The organism is Rahnella sp. PD4 (assembly GCF_049199325.1).
GTDB classification, from domain to species: Bacteria; Pseudomonadota; Gammaproteobacteria; order Enterobacterales; family Enterobacteriaceae; genus Rahnella; species Rahnella perminowiae.
On sequence record NZ_JBLZQF010000001.1, the window covers coordinates 498,291 to 523,111 of the forward strand.

General features: G+C 55.6%; 23 protein-coding genes and 1 pseudogene. 13 read left to right on the top strand and 11 right to left on the bottom strand.

The annotated features are described in order from the left end of the window. Nucleotides 1-149 precede the first annotated feature (149 nt). Complete coding sequence (locus tag ACOZIO_RS02160) at nucleotides 150-1,661, top strand: anion permease (RefSeq protein WP_129951368.1); 1,512 nt, start codon at nucleotides 150-152, stop codon at nucleotides 1,659-1,661. A gap of 65 nt (nucleotides 1,662-1,726) precedes the next feature. Here ACOZIO_RS02160 and ACOZIO_RS02165 read toward each other — a convergent pair whose 3' ends face one another. After that, nucleotides 1,727-2,392: a GntR family transcriptional regulator gene (locus tag ACOZIO_RS02165; protein ID WP_129951369.1), complete on the bottom strand. Its 666-nt coding sequence runs from the start codon at nucleotides 2,390-2,392 to the stop codon at nucleotides 1,727-1,729. 186 nt (nucleotides 2,393-2,578) lie between these two features. Between ACOZIO_RS02165 and ACOZIO_RS02170 the strand changes: the two genes are divergently transcribed. The 7 genes from ACOZIO_RS02170 to ACOZIO_RS02200 all read left to right on the top strand — a co-directional run bounded on the left by ACOZIO_RS02170 (nucleotide 2,579) and on the right by ACOZIO_RS02200 (nucleotide 10,120). Then, nucleotides 2,579-4,072: an ABC transporter substrate-binding protein gene (locus ACOZIO_RS02170; protein WP_421594882.1), complete on the top strand. Its 1,494-nt coding sequence runs from the start codon at nucleotides 2,579-2,581 to the stop codon at nucleotides 4,070-4,072. After that, nucleotides 4,069-4,914 (top strand): ABC transporter permease, encoded by an 846-nt coding sequence (locus ACOZIO_RS02175; protein ID WP_129951371.1) that lies wholly within the window; start codon nucleotides 4,069-4,071, stop codon nucleotides 4,912-4,914. The genes ACOZIO_RS02170 and ACOZIO_RS02175 overlap by 4 nt, the downstream gene beginning before the upstream one ends. A gap of 1 nt (nucleotide 4,915) precedes the next feature. Next, nucleotides 4,916-5,830: an ABC transporter permease gene (locus ACOZIO_RS02180; protein WP_129951372.1), complete on the top strand. Its 915-nt coding sequence runs from the start codon at nucleotides 4,916-4,918 to the stop codon at nucleotides 5,828-5,830. Continuing rightward, a complete protein-coding gene (locus ACOZIO_RS02185; RefSeq protein ID WP_421594883.1) occupies nucleotides 5,827-7,209 on the top strand; it encodes a M20 family metallopeptidase in 1,383 nt (460 codons plus the stop codon). Before ACOZIO_RS02180 ends, ACOZIO_RS02185 begins: the two co-directional genes overlap by 4 nt. A 62-nt stretch (nucleotides 7,210-7,271) precedes the next feature. After that, complete coding sequence (locus ACOZIO_RS02190) at nucleotides 7,272-8,270, top strand: 1-aminocyclopropane-1-carboxylate deaminase/D-cysteine desulfhydrase (protein WP_217138743.1); 999 nt, start codon at nucleotides 7,272-7,274, stop codon at nucleotides 8,268-8,270. Nucleotide 8,271: 1 nt separating this feature from the next. Further along, the gene (locus ACOZIO_RS02195; RefSeq protein WP_129990671.1) at nucleotides 8,272-9,270 is read left to right on the top strand and encodes an ornithine cyclodeaminase; all 999 of its coding nucleotides are present in this window, start codon (nucleotides 8,272-8,274) and stop codon (nucleotides 9,268-9,270) included. Beyond that, entirely contained in the window at nucleotides 9,263-10,120 is an 858-nt protein-coding gene (locus tag ACOZIO_RS02200; protein ID WP_421594884.1) for a sulfurtransferase, read from the top strand. Before ACOZIO_RS02195 ends, ACOZIO_RS02200 begins: the two co-directional genes overlap by 8 nt. On the opposite strand, the gene ACOZIO_RS02205 is transcribed toward ACOZIO_RS02200, so the two are convergent. Both ACOZIO_RS02205 and ACOZIO_RS02210 read right to left on the bottom strand, forming a co-directional pair. Further along, nucleotides 10,113-11,741, bottom strand: coding sequence for a dipeptide ABC transporter ATP-binding protein (locus ACOZIO_RS02205; protein WP_421594885.1), 1,629 nt, complete (start codon nucleotides 11,739-11,741; stop codon nucleotides 10,113-10,115). The two genes, ACOZIO_RS02200 and ACOZIO_RS02205, sit on opposite strands and share 8 nt — an antisense overlap. 183 nt (nucleotides 11,742-11,924) lie before the next feature. Continuing rightward, nucleotides 11,925-12,200, bottom strand: a pseudogene (locus tag ACOZIO_RS02210) (SDR family oxidoreductase); the annotation flags it as partial. A 919-nt stretch (nucleotides 12,201-13,119) separates the two neighbouring features. On the opposite strand from ACOZIO_RS02210, the gene ACOZIO_RS02215 reads away from it, so the two are divergent. Then, nucleotides 13,120-13,692, top strand: a complete 573-nt coding sequence (locus tag ACOZIO_RS02215) for a cytochrome b/b6 domain-containing protein (RefSeq protein ID WP_129990668.1) — start codon at nucleotides 13,120-13,122, stop codon at nucleotides 13,690-13,692. 145 nt (nucleotides 13,693-13,837) lie between these two features. Here ACOZIO_RS02215 and ACOZIO_RS02220 read toward each other — a convergent pair whose 3' ends face one another. The 3 genes from ACOZIO_RS02220 to ACOZIO_RS02230 are packed head-to-tail and all read right to left on the bottom strand — an operon-like array spanning nucleotide 13,838 to nucleotide 16,249. Further along, entirely contained in the window at nucleotides 13,838-14,515 is a 678-nt protein-coding gene (locus ACOZIO_RS02220) for a glycosyltransferase family 2 protein (protein WP_235172870.1), read from the bottom strand. After that, nucleotides 14,512-15,081 carry a DedA family protein gene (locus ACOZIO_RS02225; protein WP_129990666.1) on the bottom strand — a complete coding sequence of 190 codons (570 nt, stop codon included), beginning with the start codon at nucleotides 15,079-15,081 and terminating at the stop codon, nucleotides 14,512-14,514. The genes ACOZIO_RS02220 and ACOZIO_RS02225 overlap by 4 nt, the downstream gene beginning before the upstream one ends. 7 nt (nucleotides 15,082-15,088) lie before the next feature. Continuing rightward, nucleotides 15,089-16,249, bottom strand: a complete 1,161-nt coding sequence (locus tag ACOZIO_RS02230) for a ceramide glucosyltransferase (RefSeq protein ID WP_421594886.1) — start codon at nucleotides 16,247-16,249, stop codon at nucleotides 15,089-15,091. Between the two features lie 551 nt (nucleotides 16,250-16,800). Between ACOZIO_RS02230 and yahO the strand changes: the two genes are divergently transcribed. Together yahO and ACOZIO_RS02240 are read left to right on the top strand one after the other, a co-directional pair. Beyond that, nucleotides 16,801-17,079 (top strand): DUF1471 family periplasmic protein YahO, encoded by a 279-nt coding sequence (gene yahO, locus ACOZIO_RS02235; RefSeq protein ID WP_129951380.1) that lies wholly within the window; start codon nucleotides 16,801-16,803, stop codon nucleotides 17,077-17,079. Nucleotides 17,080-17,214: 135 nt separating this feature from the next. After that, nucleotides 17,215-19,002 carry a cation:proton antiporter gene (locus ACOZIO_RS02240; protein ID WP_129990664.1) on the top strand — a complete coding sequence of 596 codons (1,788 nt, stop codon included), beginning with the start codon at nucleotides 17,215-17,217 and terminating at the stop codon, nucleotides 19,000-19,002. 24 nt (nucleotides 19,003-19,026) lie between these two features. Here the strand turns inward: ACOZIO_RS02240 and ACOZIO_RS02245 are convergent, their stop codons facing one another. Then, a complete protein-coding gene (locus ACOZIO_RS02245) occupies nucleotides 19,027-19,458 on the bottom strand; it encodes a CopD family protein (RefSeq protein ID WP_129951382.1) in 432 nt (143 codons plus the stop codon). A 206-nt stretch (nucleotides 19,459-19,664) separates the two neighbouring features. Between ACOZIO_RS02245 and ACOZIO_RS02250 the strand changes: the two genes are divergently transcribed. Together ACOZIO_RS02250 and ACOZIO_RS02255 are read left to right on the top strand one after the other, a co-directional pair. After that, nucleotides 19,665-20,240, top strand: coding sequence for a TetR/AcrR family transcriptional regulator (locus ACOZIO_RS02250; protein ID WP_217157524.1), 576 nt, complete (start codon nucleotides 19,665-19,667; stop codon nucleotides 20,238-20,240). After that, nucleotides 20,237-21,163 carry a DMT family transporter gene (locus ACOZIO_RS02255; protein ID WP_421594887.1) on the top strand — a complete coding sequence of 309 codons (927 nt, stop codon included), beginning with the start codon at nucleotides 20,237-20,239 and terminating at the stop codon, nucleotides 21,161-21,163. Before ACOZIO_RS02250 ends, ACOZIO_RS02255 begins: the two co-directional genes overlap by 4 nt. Before the next feature lie 48 nt (nucleotides 21,164-21,211). Here the strand turns inward: ACOZIO_RS02255 and ACOZIO_RS02260 are convergent, their stop codons facing one another. The 4 genes from ACOZIO_RS02260 to ACOZIO_RS02275 all read right to left on the bottom strand — a co-directional run bounded on the left by ACOZIO_RS02260 (nucleotide 21,212) and on the right by ACOZIO_RS02275 (nucleotide 24,821). Next, nucleotides 21,212-22,270 carry an NAD(P)-dependent alcohol dehydrogenase gene (locus ACOZIO_RS02260; RefSeq protein WP_274384014.1) on the bottom strand — a complete coding sequence of 353 codons (1,059 nt, stop codon included), beginning with the start codon at nucleotides 22,268-22,270 and terminating at the stop codon, nucleotides 21,212-21,214. Nucleotides 22,271-22,369: 99 nt separating this feature from the next. Continuing rightward, nucleotides 22,370-23,119 (bottom strand): histidine utilization repressor, encoded by a 750-nt coding sequence (hutC, locus tag ACOZIO_RS02265; protein WP_129990904.1) that lies wholly within the window; start codon nucleotides 23,117-23,119, stop codon nucleotides 22,370-22,372. Between the two features lie 41 nt (nucleotides 23,120-23,160). Further along, nucleotides 23,161-23,931, bottom strand: a complete 771-nt coding sequence (locus ACOZIO_RS02270; protein WP_129951386.1) for an enoyl-CoA hydratase-related protein — start codon at nucleotides 23,929-23,931, stop codon at nucleotides 23,161-23,163. Continuing rightward, a complete protein-coding gene (locus ACOZIO_RS02275) occupies nucleotides 23,928-24,821 on the bottom strand; it encodes a 3-hydroxyacyl-CoA dehydrogenase family protein (protein WP_421594888.1) in 894 nt (297 codons plus the stop codon). Before ACOZIO_RS02275 ends, ACOZIO_RS02270 begins: the two co-directional genes overlap by 4 nt.

Genomic DNA, 24,821 nt, shown 5'->3' on the forward strand with positions numbered 1-24,821 from the left:
TCTTAATTTCGTCACAAAGGATCCACCATCATTACGTACCGCTTAACGCATTTCAGATCGAAAGAATAATTAATGGTTTTCTGAATCAGAACACCCTCTCAGATAACCGTGGCGTAACGCTCACTCTCAATTACGGGCAGACAAAATTTATGAAACCCACATCCACATTGAATGATCCCGGCACAGCCGATCCGGCCTCCGGGGTACTCACAAAACGTCTGATTATGCTGTTCCTGCCGGTGCTGGTGGCGGTGCTTTTACTGCTGACCCCGGTCCCTGCCGGGCTTGAACCCTATGCGTGGCATTTCTTCGCTATCTTTGTCGGCGTCATAGTCGGCCTGATTTTTGAACCCTTGCCTGGCGCCGTGATCGGCCTGACCGGTGTGGTGGTAATCGCCCTGTTCAGCCAGTGGCTGTTATTCAGCCCGGCCGAAATCGCTAATCCAAAATTTAAGATGCCCGCCGAGGCATTCAAATGGGCGGTGAGCGGCTTCGGCAACTCGACGGTCTGGCTTATCTTTGGCGCGTTTATGTTCGCCGCCGGGTATGACAAAACGCAGTTTGGCCGCCGTCTGGCGCTGATCCTGGTGAAATATCTCGGCCGCCGCAGCCTGACGTTAGGTTACGCCATTACCTTTGCGGATCTGCTGCTTGCACCTTTCACGCCATCCAACACCGCACGCAGCGGCGGGACCATTTACCCGATCATTGCCAACCTGCCACCCTTATATGGCTCCAAACCGAATGACCCGAGTGCGCGTAAAATCGGCTCTTATCTGATGTGGGTAGCGATTACCGCGGCATGTATCACCAGTTCGATGTTCCTGTCGGCGCTGGCCCCGAACCTGCTGGCGCTGGCGTTAGTCAAAAGCATCACCGGCTTTACTATTTCCTGGGGGATGTGGTTCCTGGCCTTCCTGCCCCTGGGCGTACTGCTGATCCTGACCATGCCACTGCTGGCCTATTGGTTCTATCCGCCGGAAGTGAAAATTAATGATGAGGTGCCGCGCTGGGCGAAAAGTGAGCTGGAGAAACTGGGTAAGCTGTCGCGCAACGAGATCCTGCTGCTGATCTTCGTGTGTTCTGCGCTGCTGATGTGGATTTTCGCTGCGGCGTGGATTGAACCCGCGCTGGCTGCACTGCTGGTCGTGGTGCTGATGCTATGGACCGGCGTGCTGAACTGGAACGATATCACCAGTAACAAACCGGCCTGGAATACCTTTGCGTGGTTTGCCACCCTGGTGGCGCTGGCGGATGGCCTGGCCCGTGTCGGTTTTATCGCCTGGCTGGGTAAAGAAGGCGGCCAGTTGCTTAACGGTTTCGACCCGCAGGTCGCCGCTGTTATGCTGCTGATTGCATTCTTCCTGCTGCATTACCTGTTCGCCAGTACCACGGCACACACCACCGCTCTGTTACCGGCTATGCTGACAATCGCGGCGGCCATACCGGGCATAAACATGCCGGTTTACTGCCTGATGATGGTGACCTCGCTGGGTGTGATGGGGATCATCACCCCGTACGGCACCGGCCCCAGCCCGATTTATTACGGCAGTGGCTATCTGCCGACCAAAGATTACTGGCGTCTCGGTACCATTTTTGGTGCGATTTTCCTCGGTAGCATGATGCTGATTGCCTACCCGTGGATGGTCATGATGTTCTGATACGTGCCCCCGCCAGACCGCCTCCCGCAGTCTGGCAACCCTTTCTGCATCACCGCAACAATCTGTCATTCCTGTAGAAAATAATGCTTACTCAGGATGGCCGCGCCGTCATCAATCGATTTGTGGATAAGCTTCACGCAGCGTTTATCATCACCGGCTTCCAGCGCCAGTAACAACTGATCGTAATTGTGCTGCCCCTGCGCCATATGCGGCGACTGGGGATAAAGATAGTTAAAGCAAGGGCCAATCTGCACCCACAGTTGCTCAATCAGCGCGGTCAGCGTGGGCATCGCGGCCATGTCATACAGCGTAAAGCGAAACTCCCGGTTCGCCTCTAAAGCGCCCTCCACGTTATTTTCCACTTTCGCTGCCATAAATCGGGCATTCAGGGTTTTCAGTAAGGCAATCTGTTCCGCAGTGATCTGCCCGCAAGCTTGCGACACCGCCAGACCTTCAAGATTTTTACGTATAAGCGTAATTTCCTGATAGCGCGCAGGCGCAATTTTAGGCACAAGAAAGGCCTGTGCCGGTGTGGCATCAAGCGCACCGGCCGATACTAAACGCAGCAACGCTTCGCGCACCGGCGTCACGCTGGTACCCAGTTTTTCAGCGATTTCTTTGGTCACCAGCCGCGCGCCTGGTTTGAGTACGCCGACGATTAATGCCCCTTTCAGTTTGGCTTCCACCTGCATGGTCAGGCTGACACGCTGCGCTTTTTCCATCTCAAACATGTGACGTTTTCCTTTAGCAAAATAATGGCTTTTCTTTTGCGGTTTAATCCGTAGCTTGCAAAAAATACATTATATAGGATATATCATGTATTGAAGAATTGAATATTGACTGACCTTTTTTGTGACGCACACCTTCACGTTAATTCCGTCAACTCTTCTGACGGCTTCACTTTGGGAATGACCGTAATGAGAATACCTGCCTTCAAACTGGCTTCACTCGCCCTGCTTATCAGCCTGGCAACACCGGCTGCTTTCGCCTCTGAACTGGTGATCGCCCAACCGGCTTCCGCCACGGCCATGGATCCGGGCTTCCTGAAAGAGTCTGCCACGCTGGTGGATAACCTCTTCGATACGCTGGTGCTGCGCGACGCCAATATGCAGTTGCAGCCTGGGCTGGCGACAAGCTGGAAACCACTGGATGATACCACCTGGACCTTCACCCTGCGTCAGGGCGTGAAGTTCAGCGACGGCGAGCCGGTTGATGCGAAGGCGGTAAAATTCTCCATTGACCGTATTCTTGACCCTGCTAATCACGCACCGACCATTTCCTATATCCGCACCATCAAATCCGTGGAAATCACCGGTGAGTATCAGGTGAACATCCACACCGCCGGCCCCGACCCGCTGCTGCCAACGCGCATGAGCCGCTACCCGACCTATATTGTGCCACCGGCGTATGTCACCAAAGTCGGTGCGGCAGAATTTTCCCGTAAGCCGGTCGGTTCAGGCGCCTATACCCTTACCGCGTTTATTCCCGATGAAAAAGTGGTGATGCAGGCCAATCCGGATTACTGGCGCGGCAAACCCGCCATTGATACCGTGACCTGGCGTCCGATCCCGGAGGCTACCGGACGCATCACTGCTCTGCTGACCGGCGAAGTACAGCTGGTTGATGGTGTACCGGCTGATCTGGTACCGGCGCTGAAAAACAAGCCGGGCGTACATCTTGAGCAGGTAAAAAATGGCGGGCTGACCATTTACCTCGGACTGAAGAATGACCAGAAACCGCTGAACGATGTGCGCGTACGCCAGGCGTTATCACTCGCACTGAACCGTGCGGCTTATACCCGCGATTTATTGCACGGTTTTGGCACACCGACCGGCACCATGGCCGGACCGAAAGATTTTGGTTATGAGGCCATCCCCGCCCCCGCTCAGGACATCGCCAAAGCCAAAGCGTTGCTTGCAGAAGCTGGCTATCCGCAAGGTTTCACCCTGCGCTTCCAGGCTCCCCGCCGTTATATTGCCAGCGCCGACGTCGCCCAGGCGATTGTGCAGGATCTGGCTGCGATCGGCGTGAAAGCGCAACTCGAGGTGCCGGAATGGTCGGTCTATACCCAACAGGTAGCGGCGCAAAAACAGGCACCGATGTACATGCTGGCATGGGGTTCAACCCAGACGCTGGACGCCGATGCCGCGCTTTATCCGATCCTGCACTCCGGCGAGCCGTATTCCACGGTGAATTCGCCAGAGCTGGATACTCTGCTCAACAGCAGCCGTACCCTCGTCGATCCGGCCAAACGTGAGAAAATTTTGCAGCAGATACAGGAGTTTGTCGCCAGGCAGCAACCGCTTATCCCGCTGTACAAAGAAGATTCCCTGTATGCCAGCGCCGACAACGTAGCCTTCACCGGCCGCGCTGATTCGCGGATCCCGCTGTTTGATCTGAGGATTAAATGATTTCACTGCGTACAACCCTGCAACGGAAATCCCGCCGCCGGTTTTATGGCGACGGGGTCCTCGGCGCACTGTTGCTGTTACTGGTGATTGTCCCGGCGCTGCTGGCGCCGTGGCTGCCCCTGCCTGATCCGCTGACAAACAATCTGGCTGCGGCCTTTTCACCGCCGGACGGTCATCATTTGCTGGGCACCGATCAGCTGGGGCGTGATTTGCTGTCGCGGATTTTATCGGGTACACGTCTCTCGCTGATGGTGGTGATGCTGGCCGCAGTCATTGCCGCCGTTATTGGCTCGGCGCTGGGCATGATTGCCGGTTACACCGGCGGCTGGCTTGATGCGCTGATCATGCGTCTGATGGACATTCAGCTGGCGGTGCCTTTTATCCTGCTGATCCTGCTGGTAATGGCGCTGTTCGGCGCGTCGCTGACTAATATCATTCTGATCATGGGCGTGACCAGCTGGGCGATTTATGCCCGCGTCGCCCGCGCCAAAACGCTGGAGATCCGCGAGCTGGAATTTATCGAATCGGTCAAAGCCATGGGATTTTCCACCCCGCGTATTGTGCTGCGCCATGTGCTGCCCAATCTGATGACGCCGCTGATTGTGCTGCTGACGCTGGATATCCCGCGCCTGATCGTACTGGAAGCCTCGATTGGTTTTCTCGGCATGGGCATTCAGCCGCCGACGCCAACACTCGGCAATCTGATCGGCGAAGGCCGTTCTTACATGCTGCTTGCACAGTGGCTGGTGCTGTACCCGGGGCTGGTGATTGCGGCACTGGTCATTGGCTGCAATCTGCTTGGCGACAGCCTGCTGCGTAAAACCCACACGAGGCTCGACTGATATGCTGCGTTATATTTTGCAACGCCTCGGACAATCGGTACTGGTGATGTTTGGTGTGTCACTGCTGATTTTTTACAGTCTGCACCTGACCGGTGACCCGGCGGCGGTGATGATGCCGCCGGGCTCCAGCCAGCAGGAAATTGATAACTTCCGGCACAGCATGGGTTTTGACCGTTCACTGACATGGCAGTACTGGCATTATCTGACCGGTGTTTTACAGGGCAACCTTGGCGAATCGCTGCGCTACAGCCAGCCGGTCACTGAACTGATTGGCCAGCGCGTTCCCGCCACCCTGCTGCTGGCCTTTACCGCGTTACTCTGGAGCACTGCCGCCGGTTTACTGCTCGGCATCATCAGCGCGTTATATCAGAACACAGTGTGGGATCTGATTTCGCGCCTGCTGGCTTTCAGCGGCCAGGCGGTGCCGGTGTTCTGGCTTGGCCTGCTGCTGATTATCGCCTTCAGCCTTAACCTGCGCTGGCTGCCTTCCGGCGGTTATGGCAGTGCCAGTCAGCTGGTGATGCCTGCCATCAGCCTTGGTGCGTATTACATGAGCGCCATTGCGCGTCTGATCCGTGCCAGTCTGATTGACGTTCTTCAACAAGATTACATCCGCACCGCCCGCGCCAAAGGGCTGAGCCGCTGGCGTATTGTGGTTCGCCACGGTTTACGCAATGCGCTGATCCCGGTCATTACGGTGCAGGGCATGTATTTTGCCTCGCTGCTTGGCGGTGCGCTGGTGACTGAAATCATTTTTGCCTGGCCGGGTATCGGCCGCCTCGCGGTCCAGGCGATCCAGAACCGCGATTTCCCGCTGGTACAGGCCATTGTGCTGCTCGCCGCGCTGGTGTTTGTTGGCATTAACCTGATCATCGATTTGCTCTATGTGGTACTCAATCCGAGGATCCGCCTGTGACACGTTCCATTTCCCCCTCACTGCAAGCGACGCTCGGTTTACTCAATGCGATGACGCCGTTTGCCAGTGTGTCCGGCCAGCTCAGCCAGCAGCGCGAACTGGCACAGTGGCTGGAAGACTGGATCCGTGAGCAGTTGAACGGCATGCCGGTGTTGCCGGTCAGCCTGCAAAACGACGAAAGCACCCCGCCGCTGGTACATATGCGCATTGAGCGTCAGGCGGCGAAAACGCTGGTGCTGTACAACATGTACGACGTAATGCCCGCCACGGATGAAGGCTGGGAATTCCCGCCTTTCACCGGCGGCATGACTGAATGGCCGGGCACCGGCGCGGTGTATATCTCACGCGGTGCGGAGAACAATAAAGGGCCGCTGGCAGGCATGCTGATGGCGATAAAATCGCTGTACGACACTGGCGGGCTGGACGTCAATCTCGAGATCATCCTCGAAGGCGAAGAAGAAACGGGCAGCGGCCGGTTACGCCGTTATCTGGCGCAGGAACCGTGCCCTGTGCCGCCCGCCGGGGCAGTATTTTTCCCCTCCCTGTGCGAATACGGCGGGGGCGAACCCCGCGTGTATCTTGGTTTCAGCGGACTGAGCGGCGGCCGTTTACGCGTCAGTGGCGGCGCATGGGGCGGCCCTCATGCAGCGATCCACGCCAGTAATGCCAACTGGATTGCCAACCCCGTCTGGCGGCTGGTTCATGCCCTTCATACCATTGCGCCCGCCGTAAACAGCGGCGTCATCGCGCGTCTGCCCGTCGATGAGGCGGCAAACGAGCTGCTGCATACGCTGTCGGAACACTTCAGCATTCCCGATGAACTGCGCTTTCGCCACAGCGAAACCTTATCGGTCAGCGGCGATACGCTGGCCTGCCTGCAACAACTGATTAACGGCGCGGTGCTTAACATTTCAGAAATCCGCAGTGACCCGCAACAGGCACGGGGTGTAATCCCGCACAGCGCCAGCGCGGAACTCGCCCTGCGCGTGCCGCCGGGCATTGACGGTGAAAATCTGCTGGCAGACGTCCGCCGGACGCTCAGCCAGGCGGAATTTGGCGGCGTGGAGCTTGAGCTGGACGACAGCTATCCCGGCCACCGTTTCCCGCGCAACAGCCCCGGCGTCGATGCCCTGCTTGCCAGCTACCAGCTACAGGGCGCAAAACCGCAGATCTGGCCGTGGGCACCAGGCTGCGCACCGGCGTATACCTTTGCCCGCATCGCACCGGCCTTCCTGATTGGCGGCCTGGGTCACGGTGGCAATGCGCACGGCGTGAATGAATTTGTCACCCTGCACGGGCTGGAGCGCTTTCAGCAATCCGTCACTGACTGGATCCGTTTTTATACCCATGACAGCTCTTTTTCTGCTTTGCCGGAATAAGCCGGCGAAGCTTTGCGTCAACATCCGGGAATGTTTAAAAGATAATCAGCAGGAAAATTATGATGAAACAAACAGATGATTTTGAACGTGTTTCACTGGGATTTTTCCCCACACCGCTGGAGCGCCTGAACACACTTGGCGATTCACTTGGCATCACGCTGGATATTAAACGTGATGATTACACCGGTTTTGGCGGAGGCGGAAACAAAGTCCGCAAACTGGAATATCTGATGGCCGACGCCTGCCGTCAGCAGATCAATGTGGTGATCACCACCGGCGGACATCAGTCCAACCACGCCCGCATGGTAGCGGCAGCGGCACGTAAGTTCGGCATGAAACCGGTGCTGGTGTTGCGTGGCAATCAGCCGGATGTCTATCAGGGCAATCTTCTGCTCGATAAGTTGTTCGGTGCGGAGCTGGAATTTCTCGATCCCGAGGGCTATTTCACCCAAATTGAAGGCGCGATGAATGCCCATGCCGACGCCGCACAGGCGCGGGGCGAAAAGGCGCTGATTATTCCGCTCGGCGGCGCCACACCGCTCGGGGCACTGGGTTACGTGCGTGCCATAGAAGAAATGGACGCCCAGCTGAGAGAACGCAATCAGTTGCCGCCGGACGTGATTGTTGCCCCGACCGGTTCCGGCGGCACGCTTGCCGGGCTTTACGTCGGCGCACGCAAATACTGGCCGGACACCAGAATTGCCGGCATCAGCGTCAGCGCCAAAGCAGAATGGTTTCAGACACGGATTTCCGCTATGGCGCAGGATTGCGCGGATTTGCTGGAATGGTCGCAAAACTGGACGCCGGAAGATATCTGGATTGAGGACGGATTCGTCGGCACCGCGTATGGCGTGCCGTCTGACGGCGGCATTGAAGCCATCTATCGCGTCGCCCAGGCCGAAGGTTTACTGCTGGATCCGGTCTACACCGGCAAAGCCATGCACGGGCTGATCAGTCTGGTGGAGCAAGGTAAAATCAGCGCCGGTTCACGGGTGATTTTCGTCCATTGCGGCGGCTCTCCGGCGCTGTATCCCTTTGCGCAGACCTTGCTGGAGCACTGAGATGACGCAGGGTTTCCGCTATCTGAGTCAGCAGGATGTGATGACGCTCGGCGGTACGCAGGCGCAGGCTGCACTGGATGATATTCGTGACGTTGTCACCTTAATGCGTCAGCAACAGGCGCAGATGCCGTCGGAAACCCATGTCACTCTCGGTGGCGACCGGGGAAAAGCCTACGCGCTGCCCGCCAGTGTGGGTGGCCGTTTCAATGCCGCAGGAGTGAAATGGACGGCACATCGCCCCGATGCACACGACGGTCTGCCGCAGGCGATGGCGATGACGCTGATTAACCGCGCAGATAATGGTTTGCCGCTCGGGCTGGTGGAAAGCGCCGCGCTGACGGCCACCCGCACCGCCGCCGTCTCGGCGCTGGCGTTGCGCCATGCCGCACCGCGCCCGGTTCAGCACGTCCTCCTGCTCGGCACCGGCGTGCAGGCCACGGCGCATCTTGAGATGCTGCGCCAGCTTTTCCCTGAGCTGAAACAGGTCAGCTGGTGGAGCCGCAGCGCAACGGTTTTTGCCCCGGACAGCGAAAACCTGCCGTGGCCGCTGATCAGGTTCAGCAATTTACAGCACGCCTGCGCACAGGACGCCGGTGCGGTGATCACCTGCACCAGCGCCGCAGAACCCCTGCTGGGCACGGAGGCAATCCGTCCCGGAAGGCTGGTTATCCAGGTGGGTTATCACGAAGTCACGTTCGAAGCGATTGCCCGCGCCACACGGGTGGTGGTCGATTTGTGGGGAGATTTCTGCGAAACCAGCGCCAAAAGTCTTTTTCAGATGTACCGCGCCGGAAAATTTTCGCCGGACCGCGTGGATGCCGATTTACCCCATCTGCTGCTCGATGGCTGGCGGCCTGCGCCGGATGACAGTGTGTATTTCTCCTCGTTTGGCCTCAACGTCTTCGACATCGCCCTGGCAGCCCGCGTACTGGCACTCGCGCAGCAACAGGGAACCGGTACGTTGTTACCGCTTTTTCCGGAGTCATTTTACCTTGACTGATTATTCTGCATTACCCTTGCCGCGCATCCTTATCAGCGCCGCCGAACTGCTTGAACGCCACAAAAATGGCGAGCAGTTTGCGCTGATTGATGTCCGTGAAATCACGCAGTGGCAGGCCGGAACCCTGCCGGGCGCACATCATCTGAATGTCTATGATTACTTTATTCCCGACAGCACCCAGGCCGGTGTGAACAGCCTGTTCAATGCCTTTCGGTCTGCCTGGCAGGAACTGGCTATAAGTGACAGCGTCACGCCTGTTTTCTTTGAACAACAGGTCGGTATGCGCTCCCCGCGCGGTGCATGGTTTGCGCTATGCGGCGGTATCTGTCAGCCACTGGTGCTCGATGGCGGACTGGATGCCTGGCAACGCGCAGGCGGCGATCTCATACCGGGAACCGGCAACAGCGCAGTGATAAGCGCCGACAATCCGGATTACCGTACGGACGCCAGCATGAACATCGCACTGGCGGCCACGCGGGCCGAAGTGCTTGCGGCACAGGCAACGGGCGCAGAGATTGTGGACGCACGCCGTCCGTCAGAATTCACGGGGGAATTTGCGCATGAATGCTGTCAGCGGGCAGGAAGGATCCCCGGTGCGAAGTTGCTGTTCTGGGAGGATGTGGTGCATAACGGCGGGTTTCTGGATGCCGGCGAAATCCGCCATCGCGCGGAAAAAGCCGGACTGCGGCCCGACCGGCGGAACATTATTTATTGTCACCGGGGCGCACGCGCCGCCACAGTATTCATCGCTTTGCAGCTGGCGGGTTACCGGCAACTGGCCATTTATGTCGGTTCCTGGCATGAATGGGCAGGTCATCCTGAACTGCCCCTGCTGACGGATTTTAACTGACATTGCGCAGTTTCAGCGCCTGCGTGATATCCGGCGCTGCCGCCAGTAAAGTTTGTGTGTAAGCATGCTGCGGCGCGCCCAGCACCTGTGCAGTGAGTCCGCTTTCCACAACCTTGCCATGATAAAGTACCACCACGCGGTCACACACTTGTTTCACCGCGGCGAGATCATGGCTGATAAACAGCACGGTCAGGCCGAGTTGCCGGCGAAGTTCATCCAGCAATGCCAGTATCTGCCCGCGAACCGAGAGATCTAACGCCGACACGGCTTCATCCGCCACCAGTAACTCTGGCTCTAATGCCAGCGCACGGGCAATGGCCACGCGCTGACGCTGACCGCCGGAAAATGCGCCGGGCAAGCGGCTGGCGTGATGTGCTTCCAGTCCCACCCGTTTCAGTAATTCATCTACCCGCACCTGAATCTGTCCGGCAGGACGCAATTTCCAGACACGTAGCGGCTCAGCAATTTGCTCACCGATGGTCATTTTAGGGTTCAGACTGGCGTAAGGATCCTGAAAGATAATCTGCGCACGGCTGCGCATTTTTTGCCGTGTGGCGTGACTGGCACGGGTCAGGGAAACGCCGTCAAATTCGATATCACCGCTGTCAGTTTCCGTCAGGCCAATGATCGCCCGGCCCAGCGTGGTTTTCCCCGAGCCGGATTCACCGATCAGCCCCAGAATTTCACCGCGACGGATATCCAGCGTTGTCGGGAAAAGTACGGTCTGCCGTTTTGCCGGTACAAAAGGGAGATGCTGCGCCTGCGGATAGCTTTTGCTCACGTTGTGTAAACGAACCAGCGGCGATGTCGCGCAGATTTCTGCGGTGACCGGGCGCGGTTCCGGCTGGGAAGCGGCAATCAGTTTACGGGTGTAAGGCTCCTGAGGATCGGTCAGCAGTTTTGCCACCGGCCCTTCTTCCACCCGACTTCCCTGATGCATGACGTAAGCACGGTCGGCGTAACGCGCTACCACGCTCAGGTCATGGGTGATCAGCAGCACACCCATCTGCATTTCCTGCTGCAATTCCAGCAGCAACGCCAGAATTTGCGCCTGAATGGTGACGTCCAGCGCGGTGGTTGGTTCATCGGCAATCAGCAGTGACGGTTTACAGCTGATCGCGCTGGCGATCATGACCCGCTGACGCATGCCGCCGGAAAGCTGATGGATATATTGTTTCGCCCGTTGCTCCGGATTCAGAATACCGACACGATCCAGCAAAACGATGGCCTCACGGTGTGCCTGTTTCCAGTCCAGCCCCTGATGACGTACCAGCACTTCGGCTATCTGTTCCCCGACTTTGAGCACCGGATTCATACTGGTCATCGGTTCCTGAAAAATCATCGCCAGCCGTTTACCCCGCGCAGATGCGTCAAACGTCCTCTGCGGACTGGCAATGGATTTACCGGCCAGCCAGATTTCTCCCCCCGTCATACTCACTCCCGGCGGCAGCAATCCCATCAGCGCCAGCGAACTCAGTGTCTTACCGGAACCGGACTCCCCCACCAGTGCCACCATTTCACGGCGGTTCACCTGCAGGGAAAGCGGTTTGACCAACGGTAATCCGGCATCGGTATGAATGGCGAGGTGGCGAACGTCGAGCAAAGGTCTGGCAGTCGTCATGGCGGTGATCCGGCGAAGAATTAAGCATTAAGGATATATCGTATATCTTCGAGCGACAATCCTTAAAATATCCCATCCATAGATTAATTTCTGCTAATTAAGCATGATTTATCAGGGTTTATCCCTCAGACGCAAAAACCTGCCGACAGTCTCACCGTCGCCGAGTGTCATGGGGAAAACGCCTCAGACCTGCCCCATACCGCCATCCACAAACAGTTCCGTGCCGTTGATAAAGCTGGCAGCATCCGAGGCCAGAAACGCCACAACTTTGCCGATTTCTCCCGGTTCTCCCAGACGACCCAGCGGCACCTGTGCGGCAGGCGCATCAAATAAGCCCTGACGGTGCTCATCCGGCACCCGTCCACCCAGACCTGGCGTCCGCACCGGACCGGGACTGACAACATTCACGCGGATCCCACGTCCCTTGAGATCCAGCGCCCAGGAGCGGACAAAGGAGCGACCTGTCTGTGGATCCTTGAAGCGACATACGAAGAATGGAAAGCAGACAACGCCCGCAAGGTTGAGTGATATTATCCCCTGAAGTACAAAACCCGGTCGGCTGACCGGGCTTTCCTCACGTTCCATCCCCATTGATTTCCCGTGTAAATCATCCTTAGTTGCTGGACCCCCTCAGCCGCTTTCGCACGTCTTCAGCTCGCACAATACCCCTACTTGTTAACGTGGCTTTCACCACCCGATGCTACTGGCAGCAGTGGAGCCGGTACGGCTGTCTCCATTGTTCCTCAATCAAAACTCGTCATGGTTTGGGAGCGTACAGCCTGAAAAAATACCCTACTCATAGGGGCATTCATCACTCTTATCTTCCGGTTCTTCACGATGTCGGCAGCGATTTACGAGAAAGCCAACCATCAGCCACAGCACCATAAAAACCGTAAATATCTTCCAGAACATGACACGTCTCCTTAAGTTTTGGAGACCATAGCCAGATAAACCACAAGATGATAATGGTTAATAACGATCAAATTGTTGGTATTGATCGGTGACACCGATCAATATTTTTTAAGCGGGTTATCAGGTGCGGGGTTTTAACGGCGTTACAATCAATTCCGGACAGTCCAAAAGAGGCATTTTAAAGGTCGTTAGACAGTCCGGAATTGAGCGCGAAACAGTCCGGAAGATTTCGCCGCGCTACAATTATTGGCCAGATAACACCAATAATGTCTGAAAAAATCATTTGACCAGGGTTTCTGTCAACAGACCAACATGCTGATGGTAATAATAATAGTTATCACTCTCCGGTATTTATTGCCTCACTGAAAAAATGCGTATTTATTGGAAGATAGTTTTAAAATTAAGGTTACGTTAATAATTCTTTCGTAAGATTCATAATGTCGATAAATCCATTAAGGCAATGGCTATGAAATCACGAATTTGGAATAGGTTACCTCACGAGTACGCCCCTTTTTTCCGTGCTCTTCACATTGTTGTGGCACTTTTAATATTTTCACAAATTATCAATTCCAATTTTACTGAAACTGAAGCGCTTACCGAACATGGCCTGGACTCAGTGATAACCTGGGTACATGTAATTTCCGGGTTTGGGCTGATCATCTGTGGTTTCATGTTGCTTGGCTGGATGATGACCCGGAGAGGTTTTACTTACTATTTTGCATGGGCAAAGCTTGATTTTTCGGGTATTAAACAAGATATAAATACGCTGATGAAATATCGCTTACCAGAATCTCACTCTGGGGGTATTGCCAGTACTGTTCAGGGGCTTGGTGTTCTGGCGTTATTATGCGTCGCAATGTCGGGGGGGTTATGGTTCTTACTCAATGCTGTTAAATCTGATTTGGCCGACACTATTATCGGGTGGCATAAGTTTCTTACCACTTTTATTGAAGTGTATTTTTATGCGCACGGGGCAATGGGAGTTTTACATCTGTTAATTGAACGATATAAAAACCACTCCCCGGCTATTAATGATTAAATTATTGCCGGGTGAATGATGACATTCAGCAGTTTTTAATTATGTGATACCGCCTTTCGCACAATAGCGGCTGCAAGATTCTTTTTGTGACCAGACGGGTCGACCCAATTGTTGCCAGAGCTGCGGGGCAAAGTGACATTCACACTCAGGCCCGGATTTTGCGCTTAAGACAGATAATTTGCCGTACCGATTCGCGCAAGCTGATGGTCCGGAATATATCGCGCATCATCGATATATCGGCCTGTAATCCACGCCACCTGCCGATTTTAGCGGCTTTATACGGGCTGATAACGCCCTGCCATCTGATGACCTGTAAGCGAAATCCGGCGGCAATCCAGCGCTGATTGATCCAGACTTCCAGCCCGAAATGCGGCAACCGGCGGATCTCCCCGAGATGCTTCGCCACTAACCCGCGCGCAAACACCCGCTCACCGGAGATATAATCCAGCCCGATAAACCGCCAGACCCACGGGCTGTTACGCCTCAGGCTTATCGTGACATCAGCCTGATGTTGCATCACCGGCCGGATGAGCGCCGTAATATCGTCATCATTCAGCCCGACAAGATCCGCGTCAAGCATCAGCAGATGGCTGCCCGTTGCCACAGCAATGCCTTCGGCCACGGCGTAACTTTTACCGCGATTTTCAGGCAGGCTGATCACCCTGATCCCCCTGCCTTGTGCGACTTGTGCGGTATTATCGCCGGAGCCGTCATCCACCACGATAATCTCCAGCAGCAAAGGGTGATTCTGCACCACATCCAGCACCCTGCCGATACGACCGGCCTCATTGTGTGCCGGAATAATGCAACTCACCGTGATCATTGTTTAGACCTCACCCAGAGCACCCCCGTCACGGCCAGCAGGATGAACAGGCCAAGGGATACCCAGGCTATCCAGTTATTCACCTCTGCGATAATATCGCCGAACATCCAGCCGAGGCCCAGAAGAAACAGGCTTTTAGGAATGGCCGCGATGATGTTATAGAACAGAAAAGGCACCAGCGGCATCCGCGCTATTCCCGCGCCGGTCAGCACCAGTGCGCCAGCGGAATGGGTCAGTTTGGCGAGCACCAGCAACCGCCCGCCTTTGCGATCAAAACTTTTCACCATTTTTTCCAGCCGCGGCTGTGTCAGCCCAAGACGGGCCAGCCAGCCGGGCGGTTGTCCGTCAGCTTTGATCACCCAGCGTCCGAGCGAGTAAAAAATGATATCCCCCAGCACTTCCCCCACCATCACCACGGTAAACATGGCGGACACGCTGAAATAGCCGAGACGGGCGAAGTAACCTGCAATCACCGTCACTACCGGCCCTTCAAGGATGGCCAGCGGCGTCATGATCAACAGGCCGTGCGTTCTGATAAGCGTTTCGAGTGTTTCAAGAGAAAACATGCTGTCCTTATTTCCCTGAGTGCTGACTGGCAGACACCGGTTGTTTTTTGCTTAAGTGCCCTTCACCCAAAATAGTGCCGCGCCACGTAAAACCGCGCCCGGTCCAGCACCATAACCACAAGGCGGGCAGCAGGATATCGCGGATGCACATCGCCAGAATATCTCTTAGCTGATGCGGCCAGCCGAGCGCTTTGGCCAGCGCCCATTCGCCGCCATACCACAACACAAAAAGCACAGGAGCTGCAAACAGGGGTAAATCACCGCGGAGGGTCAGCCAGACCACTGCTGCCAGAGCAGGCAGGAAACCCATAATAATTTCAGGCACAAACAGCCAGAAAAAACCGGCACGCCGGATGCGCGCCCAGCGCAGTTGTCTGCTCCAGACCGCTTCCAGGCTGCGATGCCCGATAGGCTGCACAAAAGGTTGCGCGGGCAGACGGACTTTCAGCCCCGCGCGGCGTACCAGTTTGGTTGAGGCGACATCTTCCGCCAGCTCACTGCCCAGCGCTGCCATTCCGCCACCATTATCAAGCACCTCGCGCCGCCAGCACAACGTTTTCCCCTGCGCAAAACCGTTACCCAGAAAATCCGACAGATACTGCCAGCGCGCCTGATGCGTATTCAGCATTGCGGCTTCTACGGCACCCCATAAATTCTCCGGGATCATCCCGACTGCCGGAGAACTCACCAGCCCGGTCTGACTGTCAAAAGTATTCGCCAGTGAACGCAGATAATCCGGCGGTAACAGCAGATTGCTGTCTGCCATTGCCACCACGCCTGCGGTGGTATTGCTCCAGGCTTTATTAAGATTATTCACTTTCGGATTGGCGGATATCTTGTCATCGCCAATCAGCAGTCGTGCAGGCTTATCGGGGAATTCCGCCATCAGTTTTTCCACCAGCGGGATCACCGGATCAAACCGTGACGCCACGCAAAACACAATTTCATAAGCGGGATAATCCTGATAAAAACTGGAGCGCATGGTCTCCTCTTCGAAGGCGTTATGCCCGCACAATGGCCGCACCAGCACGATAAATTCCGAGGTTTCATGCACTTCATCGCGCAGGACGCCACTGCGCATCCGCCACCAGGCGATGACGAGAGAGGAAAACTGAAGGGTAATCAGTACGCTGCCAATCGTGGCGGTCACTGCGGTGTTTAATACCATGACGATGCCCCTATATTGAAAATATCTGCGATGAGAATTCCAGACTTCCGGCAGTCAGAACGCTCATCCTACAGACGTTACGTTAAGGAATTCTTAAAGGGACATCGCGGGGAGACGCTATCCGTCACGTTCAGTTAAAAGTAATACAGCAGGCACCCTGTTCCGTGCCGGAAAGCGGGCTGCGCACGGCCATAACCGATATGTTCTGCGCTCAGATCAGGCTGATAAGGCTGACGTTGTGCCAGTACGGCAGGTTCAAACTTAATTATTAGCAGTGAAACATTTTCCGGGTTACGTATTAACAGGCAAATAACATACACAGCGGGTATTAAATCCCCGGGGATGTTTGCGCGGGATTGATGGTTTAACACCGTATTCGCCGCTTAATTTTCCTTTCCGCCTTGTAATTATTTACTTCCTTGTCTATTACTAAATGCAGTGATAACTCATTGTTTAAAAGGTGGGTTATTGTTTAACAGGGATTTCAATCAATAAGCGTCTTCCTGTTGTTCTCCTTCAATTTACTGAGCAATTTTAAATCTGAGGCTTACATGAAAATATCTAAAGCTCTGCTGGCACTGGCTGTGATGGGTTGTGTCTCTTTTAGCGCTTATTCAGCTGAATTAATGAAGAAAGTAGATTTTGAAAAAGTGGCTTCGCAGTATACCAAAGTCGGTTCTGTCACTACCTCAAATAAAACCTCGCAGTCCGGTGCCATTGAAGATCTCTCGAAGAAAGCCGATAAAAAAGGCGGCGATGTATTTGTATTAACCTCCGGTAATACCAACAATAAAATTCACGGCACTGCTGACGTTTATAAGAAAAAATAAATCTTTTGGTTGATACTCAATATAAAAAGGCCCGCAAAAATTGCGGGTTTTTTGATGCACACTGATGCTGATTATCATTTCCTGTTTCTGGCCGTAAGCCGGACCTTTGCTTCCTCTTCTTGAAAGGGACATTTTATGCTGCTGTCGGCTCCGCTGATGCTGGTTGTAATTGGCCTGGGATCGTTACTCGCGCAGTGGCTGGCCTGGTTGCTGAAAATCCCTGCGATCCTGCCTTTGCTGTTACTGGGTGTAGTGCTGGGGCCGGTCACGCACGTCGTTATGCCCGATGCCCTGTTTGGCGATTTGCTGTTTCCGCTGGTCTCAATATCGGTGGCCATCATTTTGTTCGAGGGCGCGCTGACGCTCAGAATTGATGAAGTCCGCGGATTGGGTGGCGTGGTCCGCAATCTGGTCACGATTGGCATGCTGGTCACGTTCTGCGTGATCAGCCTCGCCTGCTGGTGGCTGCTCGGGTTTGAACCGGAACTGGCAGCGCTGGTCGGTGCGGTAACGGTGGTGACCGGTCCGACAGTGATTGCACCGTTAATGCGCGTGGTTCGCCCGAACGCGGCGATTAATCAGGTTTTGCGCTGGGAAGGAATTGTGATTGACCCAGTAGGCGCGATTTTCACGCTGCTGGTATTCGAATTTATCACCCTGCGCCAGCACGCCGAATCACTGATGCATCTGTTCTGGACACTCGGTGCAACCGTCGCCGTCGGGCTGGTGCTGGGCTCGGTTTTTGGTTATGCGCTCGGCGTGGCCCTGCGCCGCGTATGGATCCCCGCCTATCTGCAAAACCTGGGAGTACTGGCGGTGATGCTGACCGCTTTTGGCGTTTCCAATGCCATTGCCGATGAATCGGGCATGCTGACCGTCACCGTGGCGGGCATCTGGCTGGCCAATATGCGTGATGTGGATACCACCGACATTCTGGCATTTAAAGAGGAACTGTCAGCAATTCTGATCTCCGCACTGTTTATCATTCTGGCTGCCAGGCTGGATCTCCATGCACTGATGGCGATGGGCTGGCCACTGATTATTTTGCTGCTGGTGGTGCAGTTTGTTGCGCGTCCGCTGTGTATAGCCGTGTCAACCTGGCGGTCATCGTTGCACTGGCGGGACCGGTTATTACTGTGCTGGATAGCGCCGCGGGGCATTGTCGCCGCCGCCGTCAGCTCCCTGTTCGCCCTCACGCTACAACGCATGCATTACCCGCAGGCCGACAAACTGGTGACCGTGGTCTTTGCCGTGATCATCGGCACCGTGGTATTACAAAGCCTTTCCAGCCGTGCCATCGCACGCGGATTACGGGTGCAACAAAAAGCACCGCGCGGCGTGCTGATCATCGGCGCGAACGGTGTGGCCAGAATGCTGGCAAAAGTACTGATGAAGCAGGATATTCCGGTGCGGCTCACCGACAGCAGCTGGGAATATTACCGGCAGGCGCGGATGGACGGCATTCCGGCGTATTACGGTAACGCGTGGTCTGAACATGCGGAAAACTATCTGGATCTGAGCAGCACCGCGCAGGTGCTGGCACTGTCTCCGAACCGCCATCAGAATGCGCTGGCAGTCTACCATTTCAGCCACATTTTCGGCCGGGAAAAGGTATTTGCCGTACGCTCAGGTCCGGTGCCCAAAGGCGGACGCTCGCAGGAAAACAGCCGTTTTCAGCGTCACGAAGTGCTGTTCAGCACCGAAGCCACTTACTCCAGGCTCAGTTCCCTGCTGGCGAAAGGCGCGGTGATTAAGGCCACACAGTTAAATGAGAGTTTTGGCTGGATTGATTATCTTGAGAAAAACAGCGGCGTGCTGCCGCTGTTTGCCGTGCGCGAAAACCATTCACTGACAATATTAAAAGAAGGCAATATTCCGCCGGTGCCTTGCACCCTGATTGCCCTGGTGAACGGCGAGTCATAGCGCCATACGGATAATGAATAAATTTTAGAAAGGCCTGATTATCGCCAGAATACCGATGAAGATCACACCGGTAATAATGACCACACCGGCGTTGCGCACCAGCGCAAAATCTTTGACCGGCTGACCGGTGGCGCGGCGGCGTAAATCCCCGGAAAGCAGGCCGTGCAGCGCGGAGAGGATCAATACCACGACCATTTTTATCAGCAGCCAGGCATGCGGGAATTTGCCATAACTGACAATCATCACGATGCCCGCCACCCACAACAGGATCATCGCCGGGCTGGTGACACTGCGCGTCCATTTGCGCACCGTCTCAAGCAGTAACTTCTGCCCTGCACTTTCCGCCGCGCCGGATGTGCGCGAATATGCCATCGACACCAGCGCCATGGCCAGCATGCCGCCAATCCACAATACACCCGCAATGATGTGCAAGGCGTTGAACCACTCATGAAGCATTTTTATCTCTCCGGAAGTTAACAACAATTCTGCCTGCGGCGGATGGCTCCAACCCGCTGTCTCTCCGCCGCTTTTAACGGATTATGTCTCTTTCCCGTACTAAAGGCACGGTTAAGTCGTCACTTTTTCTTATTCATACCGGGTGTTTACAAGTAGTAGGTAGACTGGTATACCTACTCGTATCTGTACAAGACGAGATAAATAAAATGTCCACACCTGAATCCGCACGTGACCGGCTGCTCGGTGCCGCCCGCGTTCTGTTTTATAACGACGGCATTGCCGCGACCGGGATTGATGCCATCGTCAAACGCGCCGGTGTCGCCAAAAAAAGCCTCTATAACAATTTCGAATCTAAGGCTGCACTGGTCGCGACGTACATTGAAATCCGTCACGATGAATGGCTGGAGCTGTACGCCCTGCGCGTTAAAAAAGCCAAAACACCACAGGAAAAAGTGCTCGCCGTATTTCAGGCCTATGACGATCACGCTGAATTTGCCTATGAGCATGGTTTTCGTGGCTGCGGGTTGCTGAATGCCGCCGCCGAACTGCCCGCCGGAGCACCCGGCAGACAGGCCGTGCGCGGGCATAAAGAACATGTCGAAGCCATCGTAACCGCACATCTTCTGGAACTGTTTCCTGATGACGACGCGAAAGCCCGGCTGATGGCACGGCATTTTTCCTTTTTACTGGAAGGTGCGATTTCGCGTGCGGGTCTGGAGGGCAACGGTCAATGTGTCCGTCAGGCGATGGACATGGCGGCCTCAATGATGGAGGCATCATGACGATAACGCCTCGTGAACGCATGACAGGTGTACTCGCCGTGGTATTTGCTTCCTTTCTCTGGGGGTCAACCGGTACGGCTGCGACATTTGCACCCGACGTCAGCCCGCTGGCGATCGGGGCCGTGGCGATGGGGCTGGGCGGATTGTTGCAGGCGCTGATTTCCGCCAGAGGGATTGTCGACAGCCGGGTAACACTGCGGCAAAACGGCCGCATGTTACTCACCGGCGCACTGGCGGTCGCGGTTTATCCCCTGGCGTTTTACGCATCGATGCATCTGGCGGGCGTCACGGTCGGCACGGTGATTTCCATCGGTTCCGCCCCGCTGCTGTCAGCGCTGATTGAATATTATCTCGACGGACAACGCCTTACCCGCCGCTGGATGACCGGTGCGGCTATTGGCGTAGCGGGCATGGTGTTGCTTTGCATCGGTAAAAGCGCAGGTCATGCCGTCTCCGGTCAGGGCGACCATACGATTGCCGGTGTGGCGCTTGGCCTGGTTGCCGGGCTGACTTACGCGCTTTACTCCTGGGCGGCACGTCATTTAATGCAGCGCGGCGTCCCTTCCCGTGCGGCGATGGGTGCCACCTTCGGGCTCGGCGGTTTATTGCTGATGCCGGTACTGTGGGTAACCGGCGCGCCGCTTCTGGCCTCGTGGAATAACGCCCTGGTCGGCGCCTACATGGCGCTGATCCCGATGTTTGTAGGTTATGTCTGTTTCGGCTATGCCCTTGCGCGCATTCCGGCCAGCATGGCAACCACCATAACCTTGCTGGAACCGGCGGTCGCGGCGGTGCTGGCGGTCGTGATTGTCGGTGAACGTTTGCCGCCGATGGGCTGGACGGGCATCGGCCTGGTCGTCGCATGCCTGATTTTCATCACCGTACCGCTGAAAAGACGCGCAACCGTACCGGTTTCTGCCTGAAAAAATGGCTCCCGCAGGAGCCATTGCTGTTTTACTTACGCAGGGAGATTACACCACCGCAGGCGCGGCCAGCGAGGCCATATCAATCACAAAACGATAGCGCACATCGGCTTTTTCCATACGCTCAAACGCTTCATTAATTTCATCCATGCGGATCATTTCGCAATCCGGCAGAATGTTTTTCTCCGCGCAGAAATCGAGCATTTCCTGCGTTTCGCGGATCCCGCCAATGGGCGAACCCGCCACGCGGCGACGGCCTAACAGCAGCGGAACGGTGTTAAATTCTTCCATCGGCCCGACCTGCCCGACCAGCACCAGCGTGCCGTCCACATCCAGCAACGGCAGATACGGCGTGATGTCGTGTCTGACCGGTACGGTATCGATGATCAGATCAAAATGATCGTGTGCCTGCGCCATGGCGTCACTGTCGGCACTGACCAGCAGACGGCTTGCGCCTAATTCCAGCGCATCGGCTTCTTTGGCATTGGAACGGCTCACGACCGTAACCTCTGCCCCCAGACCGGCCGCCAGTTTGACCGCCATATGCCCCAGACCGCCCAAGCCGATCACGCCGACGCGGCTGCCCGGCCCGACGTTCCAGGTCTTCAGCGGCGACCAGGTGGTGATACCGGCGCACAGCAGCGGCGCGGCTTTGGCAAGATCTAACCCTTCCGGCATGCGCAGACAAAACTCCTCGCGCACCACTAAATGCTTGGAGTATCCGCCCTGCGTCGGTGCTTTGGTGAAACGGTCATAACCCGCGTAAGTGCCGGTATTACCTTCGCGGCACAACTGTTCTTCACCTTTTTTACACTGATCGCATTCCTGACAACTGTCTACCATGCACCCCACAGCGACATGATCGCCCGGTTTATAGCGGGTGACGCCTTTACCAATCTGTGTGACGCGCCCGACGATTTCATGGCCGGGAACAATCGGATAGTAGCTCCAGCCCCAGTCATTTCTTGCGGTATGTAAATCAGAATGGCAAACGCCGCAATACAGAATTTCCATTGCGACATCGTTATCACGCAGGCCGCGACGTTCAAAGGTAAACGGTGCCAGCGGTTTTTTAGGATCGTAAGCAGCAAATCCGACAGTTTTCATCAGTCAATTCCTGAGTCGTTAATGACCTATTCACTATAGAATTTAACGCCGAAGTCACAAGCCACAGTCCTCCTGAATCCTTGCCTGATCCTGCCCGGTTTATTTCTTAAAGCTGCCGAACATCTTGTAACGGCCGCCCGGATATAACAGCCGGGCGCAGGTGACGACTTTTTCATGATGCCAGGTCCGACGCAGGGTTTGCAGGCATGGCTCGGTCTGATGAATATTCAGCAGGCGCTGCTCGTCGTTACCGGCCATCACGGCCTCAATGGTATGTTCACCCGCCGTCAGCGGTGCCAGCTGGGTGAGATAGGCGAAAGGCGTCGTTTTAGTAAAGTCCTGCTGTAAATACAACGGTGCAATATCCGGATTCACCAGCCGGTCCTCCAGCTGTACCGGAATATCATTTTCGTAATGCACGATCAGCGAATGGAACAACGCTACGCCCGGCGGCAGCATAAATTTCATTGCCATATTGTGACTGGCAATTTGCTCATCCAGTTGCAAAACGCGGGAAGTATGAAAATGCCCGCGGTTTTTGATCTCATCAGAAATGTTATTGACTTCCAGCATCGGCGTAAACGCCTTCATTTCATTGACAAAGGTGCCAACGCCCTGTAAACGCAGCAGGTAGCCTTCGGTGGTTAATTCGCGCAGTGCCCGGTTGATGGTCATCCGGCTGAATCCCAGCTCAGCAACCAGTTCACTTTCTGAAGGCACACGCTGGCGCGGCTGCCAGTGTCCGTGCAGGATCTGGTTGATGATCCCCTGTTTCACCTGCTTATACAGCGGAGATGGCTCGTCTCCGGCGTCCGCAATGACTTCGGATAGCGTTCTGTTTGTTGACATCATTCCTGCCTTGTATATTGCCTGGCGCGCGTTGCCGGAGGTCATTCGCCGGTAAACACCGCCTGTTCTTTCGCCGCCAGTGCGCGCATGCCTTCGTTGCGGTCTTCGCTGGCCGCAATCAGGGCGGACAACGAACGCTCATAACTGATGCCTGCCGTTAAGCCCATATCGAAACTCGCCAGCACGGCTTTTTTGGCCATCTTAATAGCCAGCGGTGCGGCACGGGAAATATTATGCGCAATCGTCAGCGCCTGTGCCGTTAATGCTTCAGGTGTGGTGATGCGGCTGACCAGCCCGGCAGCCAGCGCTTCGGTGGCGCTGATTTTTCGCCCGGCGAGGATGATTTCCATCGCCAGTGATTTCCCCACAGACCTGACCAGCCGCTGCGTCCCCCCTGCGCCGGGGATAATCCCGATATGTGTTTCCGGCAGCCCGATAACGGTTGTGTCATCAGCAATCACGATATCGCACAGTAACGCCAGTTCCAGTCCGCCACCCAGCGCATAACCGGACAGTGCCGCGATCACGGGTTTTTCAATGGCGGCGATCTGATCCCATTTTTCGCTGAAACCGCTGGTGTAAAGGGCTATCGCTGAGGCGGTAGCCAGCGTGCCGGTGTCAGCACCGGCGGCAAACGCCCGCGCTGAGCCGGAAATCACCATGGCGCGGATCTGCTTATCCCCGTCCAGTTCACGCATTTTCTCCAGCAATTGCGTCAGCATCTCCGCACTCAGTGCATTGAGTTTTTCCGGCCGGTTAAGGGTGATATGCGCCACGCCCTGATGTCGTTCACAGCGGATGAGTTCGCTCATGGTTTTTGCATCCTGCTGATGGCGCGGATTGTGGAATTACGGTGCGCGAGCCCTTCTTCAATATCCTGTGCCGTCCACGGATAAAACCCGGCGCCGGTTTTGGTACCCAGGTGGCCCTGCTCAATGTGCGCCAGCAACCACGGCGGCAACGCGTCGTCACGGGATAACACCGGCAATAAGATCGCCGCAACATTCTTCACCGTATCCAGCCCGGCAAAATCCATCAGTTTCAGCGGCCCCATAGCCGACCAGCGCGGTGCAAGTGTGCTTTGCACAGCAAAATCTACGTCTTCGATGCTGGCTATACCGGCCGTCACCAGATGCAACGCCTCGCGCAGCATGGCGTATTGCAGCCGGTTGACGATAAACCCTGGTACGTCTTTATGAAGGGTCACTGTCTGTTTGCCCAGTTGCTGACACAATGCACCGGCCTGCTGACGCGTTTGGTCACTGGTTTGCGGCCCGCAGACAATTTCCACCATCGGCATGACATCAGCCGGATTAAACCAGTGCAGGCCAATAAAACGCGACGGCACCGCCAGCGAAGAGGCAATCTGCCCGACAGGGACGCTGGAGGTGTTGGTGGTCAGCAGACAGTCGTCACTGACCTGTTTTTCGATCTCCTGAAAAATCTGCTGTTTGAGTGCCAGCACCTCAGCGATATTTTCCGAAACAATCTTCGCGCCTTTCAGACATTCCGCCAGGGATGTCGTAAAAGTGACCGCTGATGCCAGTCCGGCGTCGATGCTGTCGATCACTTTTGCAGCCTTGTGCAGCGAGTTTTCCGTACGCGAATAAAGCGCCACCTTAAAACCGCTGGCGGCAAATACCGCCGCGATGCGCGCACCCATGGTGCCCGCGCCAATCACCGCAACCTGTGTTGATGCCAT